This is a genomic window from Allobosea sp. ASV33 (assembly GCF_016428755.1).
In the GTDB taxonomy this organism is placed as follows: domain Bacteria; phylum Pseudomonadota; class Alphaproteobacteria; order Rhizobiales; family Beijerinckiaceae; genus Allobosea.
Genome location: NZ_JAELTI010000013.1, coordinates 1 through 19,607 on the forward strand (window position 1 = coordinate 1; position 19,607 = coordinate 19,607).

Genomic DNA, 19,607 nt, shown 5'->3' on the forward strand with positions numbered 1-19,607 from the left:
GAGCCCGGACAGCGCGACGCCGCCAGTCGCCTGCTGCGCGGCCTCAACTTCCAGACGATGGCGTTCCGTGACCTGCTCCTCGTCGGGCCGGACGGCAGCATCGTCGCCGCCGCCAAGTCGAGCGGAGCGCGCCATGTGCTGCCGCTGGATGTCGCCATGGTCGGGCAGGCTCCGACGAACCTGATCGGCCCGCTGCGCAATGCCGTCACCGGAGACTGGTCGCTTTATATGGCGCGCCGCATTCCGGCCTGGCACGGGATCACACCCGTCGCCGAAGTGCCGCTGCACACGCTGATGAAGCTGCTGGCCGAGGCCGGCGTCAGCCCCGGCACGCAGATTTCGCTGGAACGCGCCAATGGCCAGGTCGTCGCGACGCTGCCGCATGACGAATTGCTGATCGGCAAGATTCGTGCGTCCGCGCTGCCGGAGAGGGTGGACGGCAAAGCTTTCCTGGTCGGGGACAGGGGCAGCGAGACCGGCACGCTGAATGTGGCCAGGAACACGCTCTATGGCGATATCCGCGTCATCCTGAGCGTGAGCAGCCGGGATGTCCTCGCAGATTGGCGCCAGGACCGCGACCGGACGGTGAGCGGCGCCATCATCGCGGTGCTGCTGCTATCGGCCTTCGCCGGGGCGATCTTGCTCGCCATCAACCAGCGCGAGCGGGCGGATGCCGAGCGGGCGCGGGCCTCCGCCGTCCTCGACAATGCGATCGAGGCCATGTCCGACGGCTTCGTGATGTGGGACGAGAACGACCGGCTGGTGACCTGCAACCAGCGCTACCGCGATCTCTATGCGCTGAGCGCTCCGTTCATGGTCGCCGGGGCGCATTTCGAGGACATCGTCCGCGGCGGCGCGCGGCTCGGCCAATATCCCCAGGCGACCGGGGATATCGAGGATTTCGTCCAGGAGATGTCTTCCTGGCACCGTCAGGCCCGCGGCTCGATCGAGCGCCTGCTGCCGGATGGCCGCTGGCTCCTGATCACGGAGCGGCGGATGCGGGATGGCGGAACCGTCGGCATCCGCACCGACATCACGGCGCTCAAAGCGGCGCTGACGGACCTCGCGGCTGCCAATATGCGGGCGAACGAGGCCGCCGAGGAGGCGCGCCAGCAGAACGTGGCCCTCATCGAGCAGGAGAGCCGCATCCGCTTCCTGGCGCATCACGATGATCTGACGAGCCTGCAAAATCGCTTCGCCTTCCGCAGCCAGATCGCGAAATCGCTGCGGCGGCCGGGGGACGAGACAGGAGCGGTCGCTCTGCTGTTCCTCGACCTCGACCGCTTCAAGGACGTCAACGACACGCTCGGGCACCCCGTCGGCGATCTGCTGCTGCTGTCGGTTGCCGAGCGCCTGGCGACCTGCGTGCGCGACACCGACTGCGTCGCGCGGCTCGGCGGCGACGAGTTCGCAGTGCTCAGCGTCGACCGGAACCAGCCGGAGCAGGCGGAAGCGCTCGGAGCGCGCATCATCGAGGTCCTCAGCCGGCCCTACCTGATCAAGGAACGCACCATCTCGATCTCCGCGAGCATCGGCATCGCGGTGGCCGAGGGGCCGGATTTCGACGCGGATCTCCTGCTCAAGCAGGCCGATCTCGCGCTCTACCAGGCCAAGGCGCGCGGGCGCGGCGTCTATTGCGTGTTCACGGCCGAAATGGACGATCAACTGCGCGCGCGCATCGCGCTGGAGGCCGATCTGCGCAAGGCGATCGACGAACGGCAGTTCGAATTGTCCTACCAGCCGATCTTCGACCTGAAATCCAGCAAGCTCCGCGGCTTCGAGGCCCTGCTGCGCTGGCACCATCCGGAGCGCGGCCTCGTGGCGCCGGCGGAGTTCGTGCCGCTGGCCGAGGAGACGCGATTGATCGTCGAGCTCGGCGAATGGGTCCTCCGTCAGGCCTGCACGGATGCGGTTCAATTGCCGAGCGACCTGCGGATCGCCGTCAATCTGTCGCCGGTGCAGTTGATCTTCGGCGATGCGGTCGCGACCGTGCGCGATATCCTCGCCGAGACCGGGCTCGACCCGGCGCGGCTGGAGCTCGAGATCACCGAAACCGCGCTGCTCGCCAACGACAACCGCAATCTCGGGACGCTGAAGAGCCTGAAGGCGCTGGGCGTCCGCATCGTGCTCGACGATTTCGGCACGGGTTATTCGAGCCTCAGCCATCTCAGGCTCTTCCCGCTGGACAAGGTCAAGATCGACCGCTCCTTCGTGCGGGACATGACCGCCCATTCCGACAGCGCGGCGATCGTCACCGCGATCGCCGCGCTTGCCGCTGAGCTCGGCATGACGACGACGGCGGAAGGCATCGAAACGGCCGACCAGCTCGACGCGGTCGACCGGGCGGGCTGCACGGAAGCGCAAGGCTATCTACTGGGAAAGCCGAAGCCGATCCTGCAGGCGATCCACACGACGCTGTTCCGCCGCTCGCCGCGCCGCAACGGACAGCGGGGAGGCCGCTCGCGCGACTCGTCCGATACGCTCTGATCCGTTCGAATTATCCCTCGCGGGGCACGCTTGCGAATACAGGGGCCTCCCGCCGGCTTAGCCGGGGCGACGCCGCGAGAGCGACTTCCGGAATGCGAGAAGACAGGGGAGATGGAGCGGGTACCGGGAATCGAACCCGGGTATTCAGCTTGGAAGGCTGCTGCTCTACCATTGAGCTACACCCGCATCGGGCGCCAAATTCCCTATCGGACCCGTCGGTGTCAAGGGGCGCGGCGCGGTTGCCGGCCTAACGCGTGCGGCAGCTCATCGCAGCGGGCCCGTTGGCGGTCTCAGAAGCCGACATTGAAGCCGGCCTTGACGATGTCCCCGGCCGTGCGGGCGCGCATGGTCGCGTATTGCGTGGGGGCGAGCCCGGTATAGTCCTGCAAGGTCAGCTTCTGGTTGCCGAGATCGTAATGCGTGTAGTCGAGCCGGAGCGTCATGCCCGGCAGGATCGCGTATTCGACGCCGCCGCCGAGCGCCCAGCCGCTGGCGATGCCGGAGCGCGAGGCCGTGGCGCCGGAGGTCGTCGCCGGGTTATCGGGCGTGATCGAGCCCTTCTGGTCGACGAGGCCGTAGGCGTAGCCGCCGCTGCCATAGATCAGAAAATCGCCGAGCACGAAGCCGGCGCGGGCGCGGACCGTTCCCAGCATCGAAACCTCGTTCTCGGCCTTGGTCGTAAAGCGGGTTCCGCCCGGATTGGCCGCAGTCGTCTGGTTGCCGCCGAGCCGCGTCGCCGAGATGTCGGTTTCGGCACCGATGACGACCGCACCGATCTGGTAGTTGAAGCCGAACTGCGCGCCGCCGACCGCGCCGCCGCCGTCAGGCGAGAGACTGCGGGGTACGGCCAGCGGATTGATCGCGCTGGCGGCGAGGATCGGAGACCCCGCAACGGTCGTCGTCGTCGTCGTCACGGTGGTGGTCGTCGCGAAGGTCAAACCGCCGGTCGTCGTGGTTGTGGTCGCGGTCGTCGTCGTCGGGGGCGGCGTGAAGGTCGGGCTGCCGAAAGGACCGGCAACGGTCGTGTTGCCGGTCTGCCGGCCGCCGCCGAGCGAGCCGCCGGCATAGAAGCCGGTCCAGCGCGGACGCTCAGGCAGAAAATTCGGCAGAGCGGGAGCCAGGGCTTGCGGCGACACGCCCTGGGGCGTCGTGGGCGGAGCCTGGCGCGGCGCGCCGGCATGCGCCGGGGAGACGCCGCGCGGCGTATAGTCGGCGCGGCGCGTGCGGGGCTGCTGGACGGCCGGGCAGACCGGGCAGGTCTGGGCGACCTGCACGCGGTTGCGGCTGGGCGCCGTCGCCGCCAGCCTCAAGGCTGCGGCGGTATGATCGGAGACCGGGTAGAGCCGCGCATAGAGCTTGAAGGATTCGGCATCGCCGGCGAGCACGGCCTCGGCCCAGGCGCGCTCGTCGGTGCGCTGCGCGAGGATGCGGTTCAGGCGCAGCGCGTTCTGGTCTTCCGGGTTGATGGCCAGCACATTGCCGTAGATGTCGCTGCGGTCCCAGGCGATCGCGGTGCGTGCGGCATCGGCCGCCGACAGCCCGCGCAGCGAGGCCAATGTCGGGCGCGCCGTCAGCGGGACGTTGCCGGCGGTTGCAGGCTGCGCTGCGGGCGCGCCGGCAGGGCGCTGGAAGAAGCTGAACTCGGTGATCAGCGAGGAGGTGTCCCAAGGAATCTGGGTGCCGTTGGTGGAATCGTAGACGGCAAGGCGGATGCGGCGGAAAATCTGCTCGACGGCCAGGCCCGGCTCGCGCGCCTCGCGCAGGAAGGCGGTGGTGAAGGGGCTGTTGGCGCCGCTGCCGTCCGCCGCGGTGGAGCCGGGCGAGGTGGCGAAGGCGACGAAGGTGCCGCTGTTGGAGTCGATGCGGGCGAGGCCGGCTTCGCTGCTGACACCTTCATTGGCGCCGTCGACGATCTGGAGCGCGAGGCCGCGGGCGGCCTGGCGTTCCGCAAAGGGGTTGTTGCGGCAGGCGTCGAGGATCGCGATCTTGGACTTGGCGCCGGCGCCGTCGAGGCGCCGCAGGATATCGCTGAGGGACAGCGACTGCTCCGCGATATTGGAGCCGGCCTGCGGCCGGATATCGGTGGGCAGAATGTAGTTGGCACCGTCGAGCTGCACGGCATGGCCGGCGTAATAGACGAGCGCCGTCGCGTCGGGGCCGCCCCGGCGCACCTTGTCGACGAAGACGTCGAGCGCGCTGCGCAGGCCGGAGAGCGAGAGATCGAGCGCAGGCGTGATGTCGAAGCCCGCCTCCTGCAGCATCGCGCGCGTGGCATTGGCGTCGTTCAGTGCGTTCGGCAGCTTGGTGACATTGGCATAGCCGCCATTACCGACGACGAAGGCGAAGCGCTTCTGCGCGAGGGCCGGCGTCGCGCCGAGGCTCAGCGCCGCGAAGGCCGCCATCCATGCGGCGACGATATACGCGTAGGCCCGGGCATGTAACCGCATGCTGCTTCCCCTGCGCGAGAAGGACGACTCACTGGAGTACCGGACTGAACATCGTATTCAGTCCGATCCTCCAGTCCTTGGTTTTGCACCGGCTTTTCCGAAAACCGCGCTCTACTTTTCGGGCCGATGCTCCAGACCCTGTCTGACGCCCGCGATTCGAAGAGGCGTCCGCCATATGATGGAGGTTCCCAGAAACGGGGCGGGCGTCGCAACACCAAACCGACACGGAAGAGCCCTGGTCGGGAGGGGCGGCCCAAAGCTTCATTCCTCAGCATCCGCCACGTGTTGGCAGCGTCAGCGGCAGCAATCCTTCAAGTATAATCCTCCGTGTGTGACTTAATTGTCGGCGTGTGGGCGGACGCGCATCATGCTTGCCGGAGGCCGGCGTGGGCGCGACGCTCCTTCAAATGAAGGAGGCGCCAGGGCGGTGCTTCGGCTCGAATGACGAAGACGGAGCCGGGTGTGAGCGGCCATGACGAACGATCCAGCCATCAACCCCTACGATGCGGTGGCCTATCCGGGCCACGCCTTCGCGCAGACCCACCCGTCGCGCCTGGCGACGATCGCCCATTTCCACGGGATGGACCCCGCGCCGCCGACGACCATGCGTGTGCTCGAATTGGGCTGCGGGCGCGGCGGCAACCTCATCCCGATGGCGGCGCAATATCCCGGCAGCCGCTTCCTCGGCATCGACCTGAGCGGGGATTCGATCCGGCAGGCGAACATCAATGCCGCGGAGCTGGGCCTGACCAATCTCGCCTTCGAACAGCGAGACATCCTCGCGGTCGGCGAGGAGATCGGCGCCTTCGACTACATCATCGTCCACGGCGTCTATTCCTGGGTGCCGGATGTGGTGCGCGAGCGGATCATCGCCCTGTTCGGGGCATTGCTGGCGCCGCAGGGCGTCGCCTATGTCAGCTACAACGCATTGCCCGGCTGCCGGCTGCGCGACCTTGCGCGCGACGTCATGCTGTTCGCGGTGCGCGATATCGACGATCCGCGCGAGCGCGTCAGGGTGGCGCGGGCCGCCCTGAAGGAGATCGCCGAGGCCAGCGATCCCGACAGTTTCCACGGCGCCGCCCTGCGGCAAAGGCTGAAGCAGATCGACGAGGTGCCGGACAACGTCCTCTATCACGACGATCTCAACCCCGGCGCGCGCGCCTTCGCGCTGCACGAGGTGCTGTCGGCCGCCGAACGGAATGGGCTGCAGTTCCTGGCCGAGGCCTCGTTCCCGAATCTTTACGGCGCCGCGAAGGGGCCGGCGCAGCAGATGCTCGACAAGGTGCCGCTGGAGCAGATGGCCGTGCGCGAGCAGACGCTCGACCTGCTGATCGGACGGGCCTTCCGCGAGACCCTGCTGTGCCGGGCCGATATTCCGCTGAAGCGCGGCGTGCGGCCGGGCTCGCTCAGGCCTTACCACCTCGCCGCCAATGCGCGGCTGGCGCCGGCCAAGGACGGCGACAAGCCCGGCGTCCAGCGCTTCAGCTTCGACGAAGGCGTGCAGCTCGCCGTCGACCTGCCGCTCTGCAAGGCCGCGCTCGGGATTCTCAGCGCGGTCTGGCCGGCGAGCATCGCCTGGGACGACCTCGTGGAACGCTCCTGCCGCGAGGTCGCGGGCGAGCTCGGGCCGGACCGGGCCCATGAGATTACAAGGCTCGACGAAGCCCTGATCGCGATCTTCAAGGCCGGCCTGCTCGATATCCGGCTGGAGCCGCCGCCGCTAACGACGGCCATCAGCGAGAAGCCGGCTGCCAGCGAGATCGTGCGCTGGCAGGTCTCGACCACGGCCGAGGTCACCGATCTGCGCCACCGGACCGTCCAGCTCGACGGCGTCGTGGTGCGGAAATTCGTCAGCCTGCTCGACGGCTCGCGCGACCAGCGCATGCTGCTCGAGGCGATGAACGCCTTCCTCGACGAGACGCGGCGCTCCGGCATCGCCGTGCCCGGCCTGCCGGAGCGGGCGACGGCAGACGAGGTGGCGATGCATCTGAAGGATGTCGCGCGCCTCGGGCTGCTGCGGGCGTGACGATTGTGAAGCGCCCCTCCGAGGGGTAACCTTGCGGCAGGGGGCGATGGAGCGCGGGCCAGCGGAATGAGCGAGCGCTTCCGGCAATTCCAGGCGCTGTTTCCGGAGGAGGATTGCCTCGCCGCGCTGATGCGCCTGCGACATGGCGGCACGAGCCTGACATGCTCCGCCTGTGGCCGGCCGGCACGGTTCGAGCCGCGCCCGAAGCTGCGCGGCTTCGCCTGCCAGCATTGCCACTACATGATTCATCCGGCGGCGGGGACGCCGCTGGAAAGCCGGCGTACGCCGCTGCAACTCTGGTTCTACGCGCTGAAGGTGGCATCCGAGAAGCCGGGAAAGGCTGCCGTCGGCGTGATCGCACGCGATACGAGCGTGCCGCAGATCACGGCGCAGCGGCTCGTCGACGACCTGACCACACTGGCCGGGCGCAGCGATGCCGGCTGGCTGGAGGCGCTGCGCAGCCTCGTGACGGGAAAGCCGGAGGCGGTGCCTGCGATGGCAGCTCCGCCGCCTCGGCCTCCAACGCCCGCTCCCAATCCGCCCGCTGCCGCGCCCATGCGACGGGAGGTGCCGGAAGCGCCACGAGCGATTCCGGCGCACCCGGCAGCCGCCATGCCGGTTCCGCCTCCCGCTTCACGGCCAGCGCCTGCGCCTCCGGCGACCGCGCCGCCTGGTCCGGCCAAGGCTGCGGATCTTGCCGCATCGAGCGATGTGCGACCAAAGAAGGCTTCATCTGGGCGCAAGGCGATCGCTGCGGTGGCGGCGGGCGTGGCCTGCGTCGTGGCGGCCGTGCTCGGCCTGGCCTATGCCCGGCTCCAGCAGCAGGAGAGGCCGGAACCCGAGCGCGGGATCGATATCGCGGCCGTCGAGGCTCCCGCCCTGAAGGATGCGCCGGCGCGACCCTCGCTGATCCTGTCCTCGGTCGAGCAGGATCTGGAGGGTGCGCGACAGGCGGCCCAGTTCGCGCTCGACAACGATCCGTCGCTGGCGGCGATCAAGCCGCAGGAGGAGGCGCCTACCCAGCAGGTGCCGGTGAACCAATTGCAATTGCCGTCGAACATCCTGCTCGTGCCGCCGAAGATGCAGGGCGGCCCGCCGCCGGGGCCGGTCTCGGCCACCGGTGCGCCGCAGCCGCCGCCCCAGATCTCCAGCGGCGATCCCGACCAGGTGCTGACGTTCGGGCCGATCAAGATCCGCCGGCATCTCGTCGACACCATCGTGCGGGCCAGCAAGGTCGTCGGCGCGGACCCGACCCTGCTGATGGCGGTGGCCGACAAGGAATCCTCGTTCTCGACGGCGGTGAAGGCGCAGACCTCCTCGGCGACCGGGCTCTACCAGTTCATCGAGCAGACCTGGCTCGGCGTGATCTATGAGTTCGGAGCCAAGCACGGGCTTGCTGCCGATGCGAAGCTGATCGGCAAGTCCGGCCGTCAATTCGTCGTGACCGATGGCTCGCAGCGCCAGCGCATCCTCGACATGCGGCGCGAGCCGTATATCTCGGCGCTGCTGGCGGCCGAGATGCTGAAGCGCGACACGCTCAGGCTGGAGCGGGCGCTCGGGCGCCATCTCACCGGCGGCGAGATCTACCTGATCCATTTCCTCGGCCCCGATGCGGCGCAGACCTTCATCGAGACGATGGAGGAGCAGCCCGGCGTCAAGGCGGCCGAGCTGTTGCCCAAGCCCGCCCAGGCCAACCGCCCGATCTTCTATGCCGATGCCGGCGGCGAGACGAAGACGCTCTCGGTCTCCGAGGTCCACAAGAAGTTCAACGACATGATCAAGATCCGGCTCGACCGCTACAGCGCGGTCAGGCCGGGCGGGGGCGGGGGGATCGCCCGGCCGCAACCGAAGAAATGACGTTCCGCCGCCGCCCGCGGCCATCCGCTCCCAGGGAGCACCGAAAGGAGAAAGCCCATGCCGGCCAACCGTTTCGAACAGGTCGACGAACCGCCGACCGATGCGATCACGCTCAAGCTGTCGCAGCGCGGCGGAGAGGCGTTCGGGCACGTGCTCTGCCCGGCCGACCTCGCCGGCGGGCATCTGGTCAATGATTTCGTCAGCGATGAACTGGCGGCCAAGGACGCCTTCCGCACGGCGATCCGCCTAGCCAACGAGATCCAGGCGCCGATCGTGGTCGAGGACAAGGCTGGCGTCTGGCAGGAGGAATGGGGCGTGCTGTACCGCGAGGATTGAGAGGCGGGGCCAGCCTCCGTCATGTGCCCTTTGTCATTCCGGGGCGTGCCGCAGGCGCGAACCCGGAACCCACGACGGGGCTGGACCTCCTGTAACGGTTTTTTATGGCTCACCCGGTCGTGGGGTCCGGGTTCTTCGCTGCGCGAAGCCCCGGAATGACAGCGGCGGAGCTCGAAGCCGCTTTGGCTCAGTGCCAGCGGTACCTATCGATCGCCTCACTCGATCCGGAAATACTTGATGCCCAGGCCGAGCTTGCCGCTCTGGCGGGCGAGGTCGAGCTTGAGATTGGCGAAGAACTCGCTCGCGGGTGACGGATTTGGCCCTGACAGTGCCGGCAGCGCCTCCTTCGTGACCAGTGCGAGCACGGTCTGCGGGCGCGCCGCGCCGCCGGTCGATTCGAGCTTGAGATTGAAGGTGACCTTGTTGCCCTCGCGCTTGGTGAAGCTCGCGAGATTGTAGACGAGCCCGTCGTCGCCGATCAGCACGACGTCGAGATTCTGGCCGCCGCCGGCCTCGACCGAGCCGTTGAGGATCTCACCGCTCTTCATGTTGAAGGCGCCGATCTGGATTCGCGGGCTGCGGTCGATGCCGACGCCGGGCCGGCGCAGGAAATCGACCATCGGACACTGTGCCTCGGTCATCGGCCGCAGATGGATCTGCGCCTCGAAGCCCTGCGCGGCCTTGAAGGCACCGTCGAAGGCGACGAAGGGGGCCGACGCGCTGCCGAAGCCTTCCAGCGTGGCCTTGCGGTCGCCGATCTCCAGTGGCCAGAGGAAGAAGCAGGAGCCGCCGTCATAGTCGCGGACATAGCGCTCGATCCGCTCGGCCGACGTGCGCGGCTCGGGCTCGGGCACCATGGCGGCGACCTGCGGCGGCGCGACGCTCTGGCCGGGCGGAGGCGTCGGAATGACGACAGCGACGGGCGGCGGCTCCGGCGGCTTCACCTCGACGGCCGGAGGAGGCTTGATCGGCTCGGCTGCGGGCGGACGCGTCGGACCCTGTTGCTGGGGCGGCTCGGCATTTACCGCGACTTGCGACGAGCCGGATGGGGGCCGTTGCGGTGGTCGTGAAGGCTGCTGCACGCCTTGGGATGGCGTGGCCGGAGGCGGCGAGGGCGGGTTCTGCGAAGCGGCAGGCCTCTCGGCGGCCGGAGGCGCAGCCGGCGCCGCGGGCAGGGATGGCTGTGCCGGCACTTGTGGCGGCGCAGCTGGCGCGCTCGTCGCCGGCGATTGCGTTGCAGGGGCCTCGGTCAGCGCGGGCGGCGCGCTGGTCGCGGGCTGTTCCGCAAGCGACGGCGGATCATTGGTCGCGATGCGCCCTGGTTCTTTGCCGCCGAGCGTCGTCCAGGCGTAGAAGCCGCCGCCGGCCAGCAAGGCAAGGACGGCGATGCCGGCGACCAGCGGCAGGGGCGAGCGCCCCGATTTTTCCGAAGGTGCCTTTCCGACTTGCGCCTTGGCGGCCGCCTTCTTGCCGCGAGCCGGCGCCTGCCAGTTGGCGACCTCGGCCATGTCAGCGGGGCGGTCCTTCGGATCGGGCGCGAGCATGCGCGCCAGCAGGGGGCGGATTCTGGCATCGACGCCGGAGAGATCGGGCAGGCGGCGGCGCTTGTCGATGATGTCGACCTGGGAGCCGCCCATGTCGATGGCGCGCCCGGTCAGGGCCTGCGCCAGCACCAGCGCGAAGGAATACATGTCCGAGCGGCCGGAAACCTCGCCGCCATAGAGGCCGAGCTGCTCGGGCGAGACATAGTTGTATTTCCCGGCGAAGCCGGAGCCGATCACCGTGCCCTCGCCGAGGATGCTGGAGCGGGCGATGCCGAAATCGATGATCTTGGCGCGGGAGGGATCGGCGTCCGGCAGGATGATGTTGTCGGGCGAGATGTCGCGATGGATGATGCCGAGCCGGTGCGCGGCATGCAGGCCGGGTCCCACGCGTTGTCGCAGGATATCGGCCTCCTCGACGCTGAGCGGCCCCTGCTGGATACGCTCCGAGAGCGGTTGTCCGTCGACGAATTCCATCGCGAGATAGGGCGTTTCGCTCACCGGATCGATGGCGAAGACGTAGTAGCGGACGATGGCCTCGTTATAGAGGTTATGCAGGGCCGCCGCCTCGCGCCGGAACAGGGCGAGAACGGACTCGTCGCGGGCCATGTCGGGGCGGATCATCTTGATCGCCACGGCGTCGCCGGTCTGGATGGCGCGGCCCTTGTAGACCTCGCCCATGCCGCCGACCGCGATCAGGCTCTCGATTTCGTAGATGCCGTTGAGCTTCGTGCCGATGCGGGCATTCGCACGCGGGGCGAAGACGGTGCGCTCGGAGTCGTCGCTCATGACGTGGGGCTCCCTGGCGTGGTGACACCGCGCATGGACCGGTTCGGCATCCACCGTGTCCTTTCGCTCGTGCCCTGTCGATAGCGCACGATGACGACGGTGACGTTGTCGCGCGCGCCGCGCTCCAGCGTCAGCGCCAGCAGGGCGTCGCAGGCTTCCTGCGCGCCGCCGGCCTCGACGGCGGCGAGGATCTCGGCGTCAGCGACATGCTCTGTCAGCCCGTCCGAGCAGAGCAGGAAGGTGTCGCCATCGGCGATCTCGCCGTTCTCGAGGTCGAGCTCGGGCGTCTCGTGCACGCCGATCGCATGGGTGATGATGTGCCGGCGCGGCGAGCGCTTCGCCTCCTCGGGCGTCAGCAGGCCGCGATCGACCATGTCCTGGACCTCGGTATGGTCGCGCGAGACCTGCGCGATCCGGCCGCCGCGGATCAGGTAGATGCGGCTGTCGCCGGACCAGAGGCAGGCGAAATGGCGCTGGTGGATCAGCAGGCAGACGAGCGTCGCGCCCATGGTCGCGCCGCGCCGGTCGATCTCCGAGCGCAGGTCTTCGTTGGCCTTGAGCACGCCGGCTTCCAGCATGGCGAGGAGGTCCGGGGCAGAGCCTGCGGCCCCGACCGCCTCCAGCGCCGCGACCACAGTTGCGCTGGCGAGCGCGCCGTTCTCGTGCCCGCCCATGCCGTCGGCGACGGCCCAGAGGCCGATTTCCGGCCGCAGGATGAAATTGTCCTCGTTGGCCGTGCGGACCTTGCCGGTATGGCTGATGCAGCCGGTCTCGAAATCCGGGTTCCGGCGCGGGGCGTCGTTCATGGCATCGCCCTCATGGCCCGGCGCGCTCGGGCGCGAGATGGCCGTCGAAGCGGCCGGTGAGCAGGCCGGCGAAGAGATAGGGATCGGGCAAGGCGTGGCCGGTCAGGGCCAGCGGCTCGAAATTCGGGCCGCCGACCGTCCAGAGATAGCATGAATGGGCATAGGCGCGGGCATGGTCCTCGACGCGCAGGGCCGCGAGACGCTCCGGGAAGCCGGAGGCGATCGCGGCGCTGACGATGGTGCCGTCGGCGAGCCGGACCATATCCTGCGGCGGCGCTGCAAGGTGATGGTCGTGCGGGACGGGGAGTGTGGCCAGCCGCTGCGCCACGGCCTCGTAGCTCGCCTGGGGCTCCAGCGCCTGCAGCAGGAAATCCTCGATGGCCTCGAACCATGTGTCCTGAGGGTCGAGCTCCGGCGGCGGGATCGCGACGCCTGGACCGGCGGCGGCGAAGACCGTCAGCGGGAAATAGCGGCCGACGCCGTCGACCGAGGGCATGAAGGCGCCCGCGACCGTCTGCCCGCCATGGGCGCCGCCCAGCCAGAAGCGCCAGATCGGGGCGTTGAGATAGGCCTCCTGCCAGCGATTGCCGAGTTCGAGCCGGCTCGCGGTAAGGCCGCCCTGCTGCCATTTCTCGTAAGGCCCGAGGAAGCCGGAGGGGGCGTTCAGCGCGATGAAGTCACGCTTGGCCGGAAGCTTGCCGAAAAGGCCGCAGCTCAAGGCTCAAATCCCGGATGGGCAGCGGATTTCCCGCAGCGCCGGCAGGATCAGGGGGTTCTTGAGCGAGCCGACGCCGAAGGAATAGCCGACCTGCCGGCCGCCGGCACTCAGGTTGAAGCCGACATTGTCGCCCTGTTTCAGCACTGAGCCGGCATCGAGCAGACGGAAGAAGGACCAGGTGCCGTCCTTCTCGAAGAGCTTGGCCTCGCCCTGCGCAGCGCTGCCGCTCTGTGAGCCCGAGGAGAAGAAGCCGCCGCTGAACATGCCGCCGGAATTGCTGCTGCCGCCGCCGAGCGTCAGCGTCACCGCCGTCTTGCCGACGCCGCCGCCCGGCCACATTACCGGGGCCGGCGTATTGACGCCCTGCTGGCTCGTCACGGTGAAGCCGTTGATCTCCAGCTTGGCGTTGGACGCATCGGCCGAGAGTGCGGTCGGCGTCACCACCATCTGGAAGGAGGGCAGGTTGCCGCCGGTCGGGAAGAAGGCCTCTTTGATCTCGCTGGCGCGCTGGAATTCGCGCAAGGTCGTCGGCGAGAGAGCGCGCGCGACGCGGCTGTCGACGCGCCAGCTCCATTGCGGCTTCGAGGTATCGACGAAGGGCTCCAAACGCTCCTTGTAGAACTTGTCCATGATCTGGCCGGGCGCGAAGAGCCTGGCGAAATCGGCGAGCGGCACGTCGCGGGCGCTCGCCTTGGTGAAGGGGTAGCGGTTGGTGACGATCTCGTTGCAGACGCCGGTGACCTGTTCCGCCAAGGCCTGTCGCAGCAGGGCGACGGTGGCGCCAGTGGCATCGCCCTCAAAATCGTTGACCGCTTGCACGATCATGCCGTCGAAGGGCGCGGGGTAGCGCGAGGAATTGGCTCGCAAGGTCGCGATCAGAGGCACGAGCGCTGCATTCGCGGCCGCCGACTGGGACGGATTGGTCGCGGCGATGGCGAGGTTCTGGCTGATCTCCGAGAAGGTCTGGAGGAGCTGGTCGACCGGCCGGCGGCCGAGATCGCCGTCGACGAGGACGTGGTAGGGCTTGAACTGCGCCTCGATATCGGCGCCGAGCGAGACGTCGTTGCTGCCGGCGAGCACGCGGTCGACGCCGGCCGAGGCCATCGGCAGGTTGGCGCCGAGACGGCCGAGCGCCTGGCTGGCGCGCTCGTCCAGCGTCTGCGCCGCGTTCTTCGCGGCGGTCTGCGCGACGGCCTTCTTCGCGTTGGGGCGCTCCTTGGTGAGCTGCGTCTCGTCGCGCAGGGATTCCAGCACCTGCTTGAAGGGCGATGTCGCGGCCGAGATGGCGCTGAGCGCGACATAGCGCGGTTTATCGGCATTGAGCGGCCGGAGCTTCAGCCGCCGCAGCGTCTTCTGCCAGGTCGCGACATAGTCGCGGCTGTAGAGTTTCATCAGGTCCTGGAACAACGTCGCGTATTGCGCGGTGATCGCCTGCTGGTCGACGTTTTCGCCCAGCACCCAGCGTTCTTTCTCGATGCGGTCGCCGATATCGCCGAGCCGGCCGATGAAGGCGCTCTGGAAGCCGTCATAGGTGTAGAAATACGGCACGCGGACCTGATCGAGATCCTCGCCGCCGGTGCCTTCGAAGACCAGGCGGACATCGGAGCCGCCGCGCTGCGAGACGACCCAGTCCTTGGCGCTGTCGCTGCGGGACTGGGTGCGTAGCAATTCATAGGCGCGCTCGGCGATGCTGAGGCGGCGGAGCGTACGCTGGCTCTGCTCGATCAGCGACTGGTTGAGCTTCACCATCGGCTCGCCCGTGCCCTCGTCGAGGTCGAGCATGGCGGTCAGGTGCTCCTCCAGCGCCTCGCGGCCCTTGGCGTTGGCCGGGCCTGGGAAGAGGTTCTCGGCCCAGTCCAGTCGCATCCAGGAGGTGACAAGATCGCGGTCGAGCTTCGCCTGGCCGCCGATCATCATGTAGACCTTGAGCGCCTCGTAGACGAAGCCGGGATTGTTGGCCTGCTGCTCGAGCTGCTCCTCCAGGCGGAAGATGATGCGGGGCCGCAGCATCCGCTCCAGACCCTGCTGGTAAGTGATCTCGCTCGCGTTCTGGAGGCGCTCGCGCTGGCTGAGCCCGAAGGTGGCCAGCGTCGGCGTTGGCTCGGCTTGCGTGGCGTAGCCCGCCGGCATGTTCCGGAGCTTGTGCAGTAGGGGCAGCACGCGGCTAAAATTGCGGTCGGAGATCGTGGTCTCCTGCAGCACGGGCGCGGCCGCGCTGCGATAGTCGGAAAGCCCGTAATTGGTCGCGGTGATCAGGTCGCTGTTGCGCGAAAAACTCGTCCACCACAGGCCGAGCGCGGCGAGCGACAGCAGCGTGACCGTCGCGAAGCCGGCGATGCGCAGCGCGGTGGTGCGGCGGGCGGCACCGAGATCGGTCGAGACCCAGCCGGATTCACCGATCACGACCTTCTGGATCAGCTCTGTCAGGAAATAGCTCTTGCCCTTGCCGGAGAAGGAGGCCGCGCCGGCATGGTCCGAGCCGAAATTGCGCGAGAGCGCGCCGATCAACTGGTCGATCGGGGTGCCTTCCTGCGTGCCCGAGGTGAAGTAGAAGCCGCGGAGCGTCGCGTTGGCGTGGTAGCGCGTCGGCTCGAAGACGCGGGTGAGGAAATCGACGATGGAACGCTTCAGCGTCGCCATCTGGCTGGGGAAGCCGAAGATCTGGGCGCGCGCGGTCGGGTTGTGCTCGTCCTGCAAACGATCGGGCAGGCGCTCGTTCAGGCGCTCGATCAGCGCGTCATATTCCGGCGGCACGTCGCCGATCATGTTGCGGGTCTTGTCGGCGGTCTGGAAGGTGTGGCCCCAGACCATGCGCCGCTGCGGCTCGGTCAACTGGCCGAAGAACTCGTTGAAGCCGGCGATCAGGTCCGCCTTGGTAAAGACGGCATAGACCGGGAAATCGACCTTCAGGCGCTCGTGCAGCTCAAGCAGGCGGGCGCGGATCGCGTCGGCATGGGCGGCGATCTCCTCCGGCGAGGAGGTCAGCAGGTCCTCGACGCTGATCGCGACGAGCACGCCGTTGATCGGCTGGCGCGGACGGTTGGTCTTGAGCAGGTCGAGGAAGGCAAACCAGCTCGATTTCTCGGCCTTGGTGTCGGTGTCCTGCGTGGTGTAGCGGCCGGCGGTATCGATCAGCACCGCATCCTCGGCGAACCACCAGTCGCAATAGCGCGTGCCGCCGGAGCCGGCGACGGCAGCTGGCGTCGCGCCGCGTGCCAGTGGGAATTTCAGGCCGGAATTGACCAGAGCGGTAGTCTTGCCGGCTCCCGGTGGGCCGATGATCACGTACCAGGGCAGATCGTAGAGATAGTCGCCGCCCTTGCCCCGCGCGCTCTTCAGGGTCGCCAGCGCATCCTTCATCGCGCTGGAGAGCGCTGCGCCGTCGCCGGTGGTCTCTTCCTTCTCCAACGCCTCGGTGAGGGCTGCCGTCGCCTTGCGGCGGCGGATGACGATGAGGGCGATCCAGGCGAATGCACCGAGCAGGAGCACGGCCGCAAGGGCTAAGCGGACCCAGAAAGACTCGAACGGTCGCACCTCGCCGAAAGCGACGAAGGGGCCGCCGAACCAGATCAGCGCGGCGAGCGCAAGCGCGCCGATCAGGATCGCGAGGATGCGCAGCCAGGTGGCGAGATTCATAGCTTCGCCCTCCTGTTTTTCACTGCCTCGACGCAACTCGCGCCGTCATTCCGGGCTTGACCCGGAATCCATCGTAGAGCGCGGAGCCTTCCGATGGATTCCGGATCGGCGCTGCTGCGCAGCTTGTCCGGAATGACGGTTGTGGTTCGAAAGCCCGACATCGTTCAGCCCTGACGCTGGATCAGGATTTCGACGCGCCTGTTCTGAGCGCGCCCATCTGCGGTGTTGTTCGGCGCGATCGGCGTATCCGCGCCCTTGCCCTCGAAGCTGATCCGGTCCGGCTTGCTGAGCTTGGCCTTCAGGCCGTCGCCGACCGCCTTGGCGCGCGCCTGCGACAGCTCGACATTGGAGGGGAAGCGGGCGGTGCGGATCGGGACGTTGTCGGTATGGCCGACGACCTTGATCGCGCCGCCCTCCTGCTCCAGCACGGCGGCGATGCGCTCGATCAATGGCTGGAACTCGGCGCGCACGGCGGCCTGGCCGGGCTCGAACAGGGTGATGCCGACGAGGCGGACGATGACGACATTGGGCGTCACCAGGCAGACGATCGGCGGCTGCACGGCCGCGCAGACCTTGGGCGGCTGCGGCGGAGGCGGGGGAGGCGGCGGCGGGGCCGAGAAGACCTTGCGCATGATGCCGATCTCGCCCTTGGGGTGGACCGAGAGCAGGGCGGTCGAGGCCGCCTCGGCATTGCCGGCAAGCAGCGCGCGGAAGACGAAATAGACGCCGAGCAGAGCAATGGCCGCGATCGCCGCCACCGACCAGACCGGGACCTTGAAGCCGGCGAGTGCCTGCGCGATCGCCTGTCCGCGCCAGCGTGGCGACAATTCGGGGTCGGGCTGTTTCACCCGGCGCAGCGTTTCGAACAGGTTGCGCTGGATCATCTGGAGATTGTTGGCGCCGCCCGCCGACGTCCGGTGGATGCCCTGGAAGCCGAGCGCGAGGCAGGCATGCATCAGTTCGAGCAGGTCATAATTGACCGACGGATCGGCCTTGGCCTTGTCGAGCATCTCAAAGAAGCGCACGCCGCCGATGCGCTCGCCGAAGAAGCGCGAGAGCATGCTGTACTGCGTCCAGACATGGCGGTCGTCGCCGGGGATATTCTGGACGATGTCGTCGGCGCTGGCCGCGATGACGTATTTCGCCGTCTGCGCGGTTTCGTGCGAGACGCCGGCAGCGCGGACCTCATGCTCGAAGGCCTCGATGGACTCGCCGACCTGGCCGAGAAGCTGGGCGAAGGGCGCGTTGGAGAGGTTGGCGCGCATCCGCCCGAGCAGGAGCAGGAGCGGACCCGCGGCGCGCAGCAGCGGGTTGGCGTTCGGCGTCAGGAGCTGGTCGCGGCGCGGCAGGGCCTGGCCGCCGCCGCCCGAAGGCGGCGGGGCCTGCTGCTGGCGTTGCGGGATCGGCGCCGGGTTCGACATCCACTCGTCGCCAGTGCCGGGCACGCCGGGCGAGGGCACTTGCGGTGGCTGATAAGGCTGTGGGGCCTGCGGCGCGGCCGGTGCCGGGGTAGCGGGAGCGGGCGGCAGGGGCGCGCGGCGCCCGCCAGGGTTCGGCCTGATGATCGTGCGCTCGGAGCGCCCGAACGGATCTGAGGGCGAACCCGGATCGCTCATCGCCTGCCCTCCAGAACGGCCCAGAGCTCGAGTTCGAGATCAGGCCAGTCACCGGAAAAATGCATGCCGATCGAACTCGCCGTGCTGAACTCGGGCCAGAGCGGCGAGGTGCGGTCGAGATAGAAATAGACATGATCCGTCAGCGCGCGGATCTGCGGCGGCGGCGTCGGCAGATGGACGAGATTGATGCCCGGCAGATGGGTATGGACGATCTCGTTCATCTTGGTGTTGGGGCCGACCTTGAAGAGCTGCGGGAACTGCGCCTGGATCTCGGTCAGCGGGCGGCGTGCGGCGACTTCCAGCACCAGTGTCGCGTTGCGCACGAGGCTGCGGTCGCGGATCGTCGACATGAAGGCGTTCTGCGCCCGCTCGACGATCTCCAGCCGGATCGCCCGGCGGCCGAGATTGGCCGAGAGGAAGTCCTGGATGTCGCGGACGACCGGGGCGAAGCAGTTCTCCAGGTCGTCGTGATCATAGGCCGGGTAGTCGCGGGTGCGGCGCTCGGCGGTGGTGAAGGTGGCAAGTTCGCCGGCGAGCGCCAGGAAGGCCGAGAACAGCCGCTCGGGATGGACGAAGCGCGAGCGGCGCATGTGCTTGAGCACGGGGATGCTGCGGTTGAGAAGCTGGAGCACGAAATAGTCGGCGCTCTGCAGGCCGCCGCCGGCCGTTGGATCGGCGGCGTAGCGGGCGAGCTCTTCCAGCTTGTTGTCGATCCAGCCGATGACGCGGTCGAGCCAGCCCTCGATCACCGGATAGGCCGAGCAGACCAGCACCGGCGGGGCGAATTTCTCGTCGAACAGGATGGCGCGATCGCGCACTTCGAGGATGCGGCCCAGCGCCAAGCCGACATAGCCGGCCTTGGAGGTCTTGCGCAGCTCCAGTGTCAGGCGCGGATGGGCGACGTCGATCTCTTCTTCCGTGCGCAGCGAGGCGGTGGAATCGATCAGCATCTCGTTGGCGGGGACATAGCGGCTGGCTGAGCCGTTCAGCGTGTCCTCGACCTCGCGCGTATTGGCGGCGGCGAGCGGCAGCGAAAGCCAGACGATCTGCCCGGCGGCGTTCTCCGGGACCTCGATCGCGGCCGGGAGCGGGCTGTTGTCGGGCAGCGCGAAGGGCGTGCCGTCCGGCATCACGCCGACGGCGCGGCGCAGGCCGATGCGGCTCTGTTGGGCGAGGTCGCGGTCGATCTCCAGCACCGAGAAGCCCCATGGATAGGGCGTGACGTTCCTGACGCGGCTTTCCAGCAGGTTTTCGAGATAGCGATCGCTCTGCTGGAAGTGATGCGGCCTGAGAAACAGTCCTTCCGACCAGACGACCTTGCTGTACCACGACATTCCGGTCTCGCTCA

11 protein-coding genes and 1 tRNA gene are annotated in these 19,607 nt (G+C 68.2%); 4 read left to right on the forward strand and 8 right to left on the reverse strand.

Features of this window, described 5'->3' with window-relative positions:
- The coding region (locus JHD80_RS06185) for a bifunctional diguanylate cyclase/phosphodiesterase (RefSeq protein WP_199085509.1) at positions 1–2,487 on the forward strand (2,487 nt) is incomplete at its 5' end.
- A 112-nt stretch (positions 2,488–2,599) separates the two neighbouring features.
- Here JHD80_RS06185 and JHD80_RS06190 read toward each other — a convergent pair.
- Positions 2,600–2,673, reverse strand: a tRNA-Gly gene (locus JHD80_RS06190).
- A 104-nt stretch (positions 2,674–2,777) separates the two neighbouring features.
- Positions 2,778–4,934, reverse strand: coding sequence for a caspase family protein (locus JHD80_RS06195; protein ID WP_199085510.1), 2,157 nt, complete (start codon positions 4,932–4,934; stop codon positions 2,778–2,780).
- Positions 4,935–5,406: 472 nt separating this feature from the next.
- Here JHD80_RS06195 and JHD80_RS06200 point away from each other — a divergent pair, with 472 nt between their 5' ends.
- From JHD80_RS06200 to JHD80_RS06210, 3 genes are all read left to right on the forward strand, one after another.
- A complete protein-coding gene (locus JHD80_RS06200) occupies positions 5,407–6,960 on the forward strand; it encodes a class I SAM-dependent methyltransferase (RefSeq protein WP_199085511.1) in 1,554 nt (517 codons plus the stop codon).
- 66 nt (positions 6,961–7,026) lie between these two features.
- The gene (locus JHD80_RS06205; RefSeq protein ID WP_199085512.1) at positions 7,027–8,817 is read left to right on the forward strand and encodes a transglycosylase SLT domain-containing protein; all 1,791 of its coding nucleotides are present in this window, start codon (positions 7,027–7,029) and stop codon (positions 8,815–8,817) included.
- A 57-nt stretch (positions 8,818–8,874) separates the two neighbouring features.
- Complete coding sequence (locus JHD80_RS06210; protein WP_199085513.1) at positions 8,875–9,153, forward strand: hypothetical protein; 279 nt, start codon at positions 8,875–8,877, stop codon at positions 9,151–9,153.
- Between the two features lie 215 nt (positions 9,154–9,368).
- On the opposite strand, the gene JHD80_RS06215 is transcribed toward JHD80_RS06210, so the two are convergent.
- From JHD80_RS06215 to tssK, 6 genes are all read right to left on the reverse strand, one after another.
- A complete protein-coding gene (locus JHD80_RS06215) occupies positions 9,369–11,483 on the reverse strand; it encodes a serine/threonine-protein kinase (RefSeq protein WP_199085514.1) in 2,115 nt (704 codons plus the stop codon).
- Complete coding sequence (locus JHD80_RS06220; protein ID WP_199085515.1) at positions 11,480–12,289, reverse strand: PP2C family protein-serine/threonine phosphatase; 810 nt, start codon at positions 12,287–12,289, stop codon at positions 11,480–11,482. Before JHD80_RS06220 ends, JHD80_RS06215 begins: the two co-directional genes overlap by 4 nt.
- 10 nt (positions 12,290–12,299) lie before the next feature.
- On the reverse strand, positions 12,300–13,007 hold the full coding sequence (gene tagF / locus JHD80_RS06225) for a type VI secretion system-associated protein TagF (protein ID WP_199085516.1): 708 nt from the start codon (positions 13,005–13,007) through the stop codon (positions 12,300–12,302).
- Between the two features lie 3 nt (positions 13,008–13,010).
- Complete coding sequence (tssM, locus tag JHD80_RS06230) at positions 13,011–16,643, reverse strand: type VI secretion system membrane subunit TssM (RefSeq protein WP_199085517.1); 3,633 nt, start codon at positions 16,641–16,643, stop codon at positions 13,011–13,013.
- A gap of 164 nt (positions 16,644–16,807) precedes the next feature.
- Complete coding sequence (tssL, locus tag JHD80_RS06235; RefSeq protein ID WP_199085518.1) at positions 16,808–18,259, reverse strand: type VI secretion system protein TssL, long form; 1,452 nt, start codon at positions 18,257–18,259, stop codon at positions 16,808–16,810.
- Complete coding sequence (gene tssK, locus JHD80_RS06240) at positions 18,256–19,593, reverse strand: type VI secretion system baseplate subunit TssK (RefSeq protein ID WP_199085519.1); 1,338 nt, start codon at positions 19,591–19,593, stop codon at positions 18,256–18,258. Before tssK ends, tssL begins: the two co-directional genes overlap by 4 nt.
- Between the last annotated feature and the right edge of the window lie 14 nt (positions 19,594–19,607).

Excerpts from the sequence above, each read along its gene's own strand:
- JHD80_RS06195 (WP_199085510.1), bottom strand. The coding sequence starts at position 4,934 with ATGCGGTTACATGCCCGGGCCTACGCGTATATCGTCGCCGCATGGATG.
- JHD80_RS06200 (WP_199085511.1), top strand. The coding sequence starts at position 5,407 with ATGACGAACGATCCAGCCATCAACCCCTACGATGCGGTGGCCTATCCG.
- JHD80_RS06205 (WP_199085512.1), top strand. The coding sequence starts at position 7,027 with ATGAGCGAGCGCTTCCGGCAATTCCAGGCGCTGTTTCCGGAGGAGGAT.
- JHD80_RS06210 (WP_199085513.1), top strand. The coding sequence starts at position 8,875 with ATGCCGGCCAACCGTTTCGAACAGGTCGACGAACCGCCGACCGATGCG.
- JHD80_RS06215 (WP_199085514.1), bottom strand. The coding sequence starts at position 11,483 with ATGAGCGACGACTCCGAGCGCACCGTCTTCGCCCCGCGTGCGAATGCC.
- JHD80_RS06220 (WP_199085515.1), bottom strand. The coding sequence starts at position 12,289 with ATGAACGACGCCCCGCGCCGGAACCCGGATTTCGAGACCGGCTGCATC.
- tssM (WP_199085517.1), bottom strand. The coding sequence starts at position 16,643 with ATGAATCTCGCCACCTGGCTGCGCATCCTCGCGATCCTGATCGGCGCG.
- tssL (WP_199085518.1), bottom strand. The coding sequence starts at position 18,259 with ATGAGCGATCCGGGTTCGCCCTCAGATCCGTTCGGGCGCTCCGAGCGC.
- tssK (WP_199085519.1), bottom strand. The coding sequence starts at position 19,593 with ATGTCGTGGTACAGCAAGGTCGTCTGGTCGGAAGGACTGTTTCTCAGG.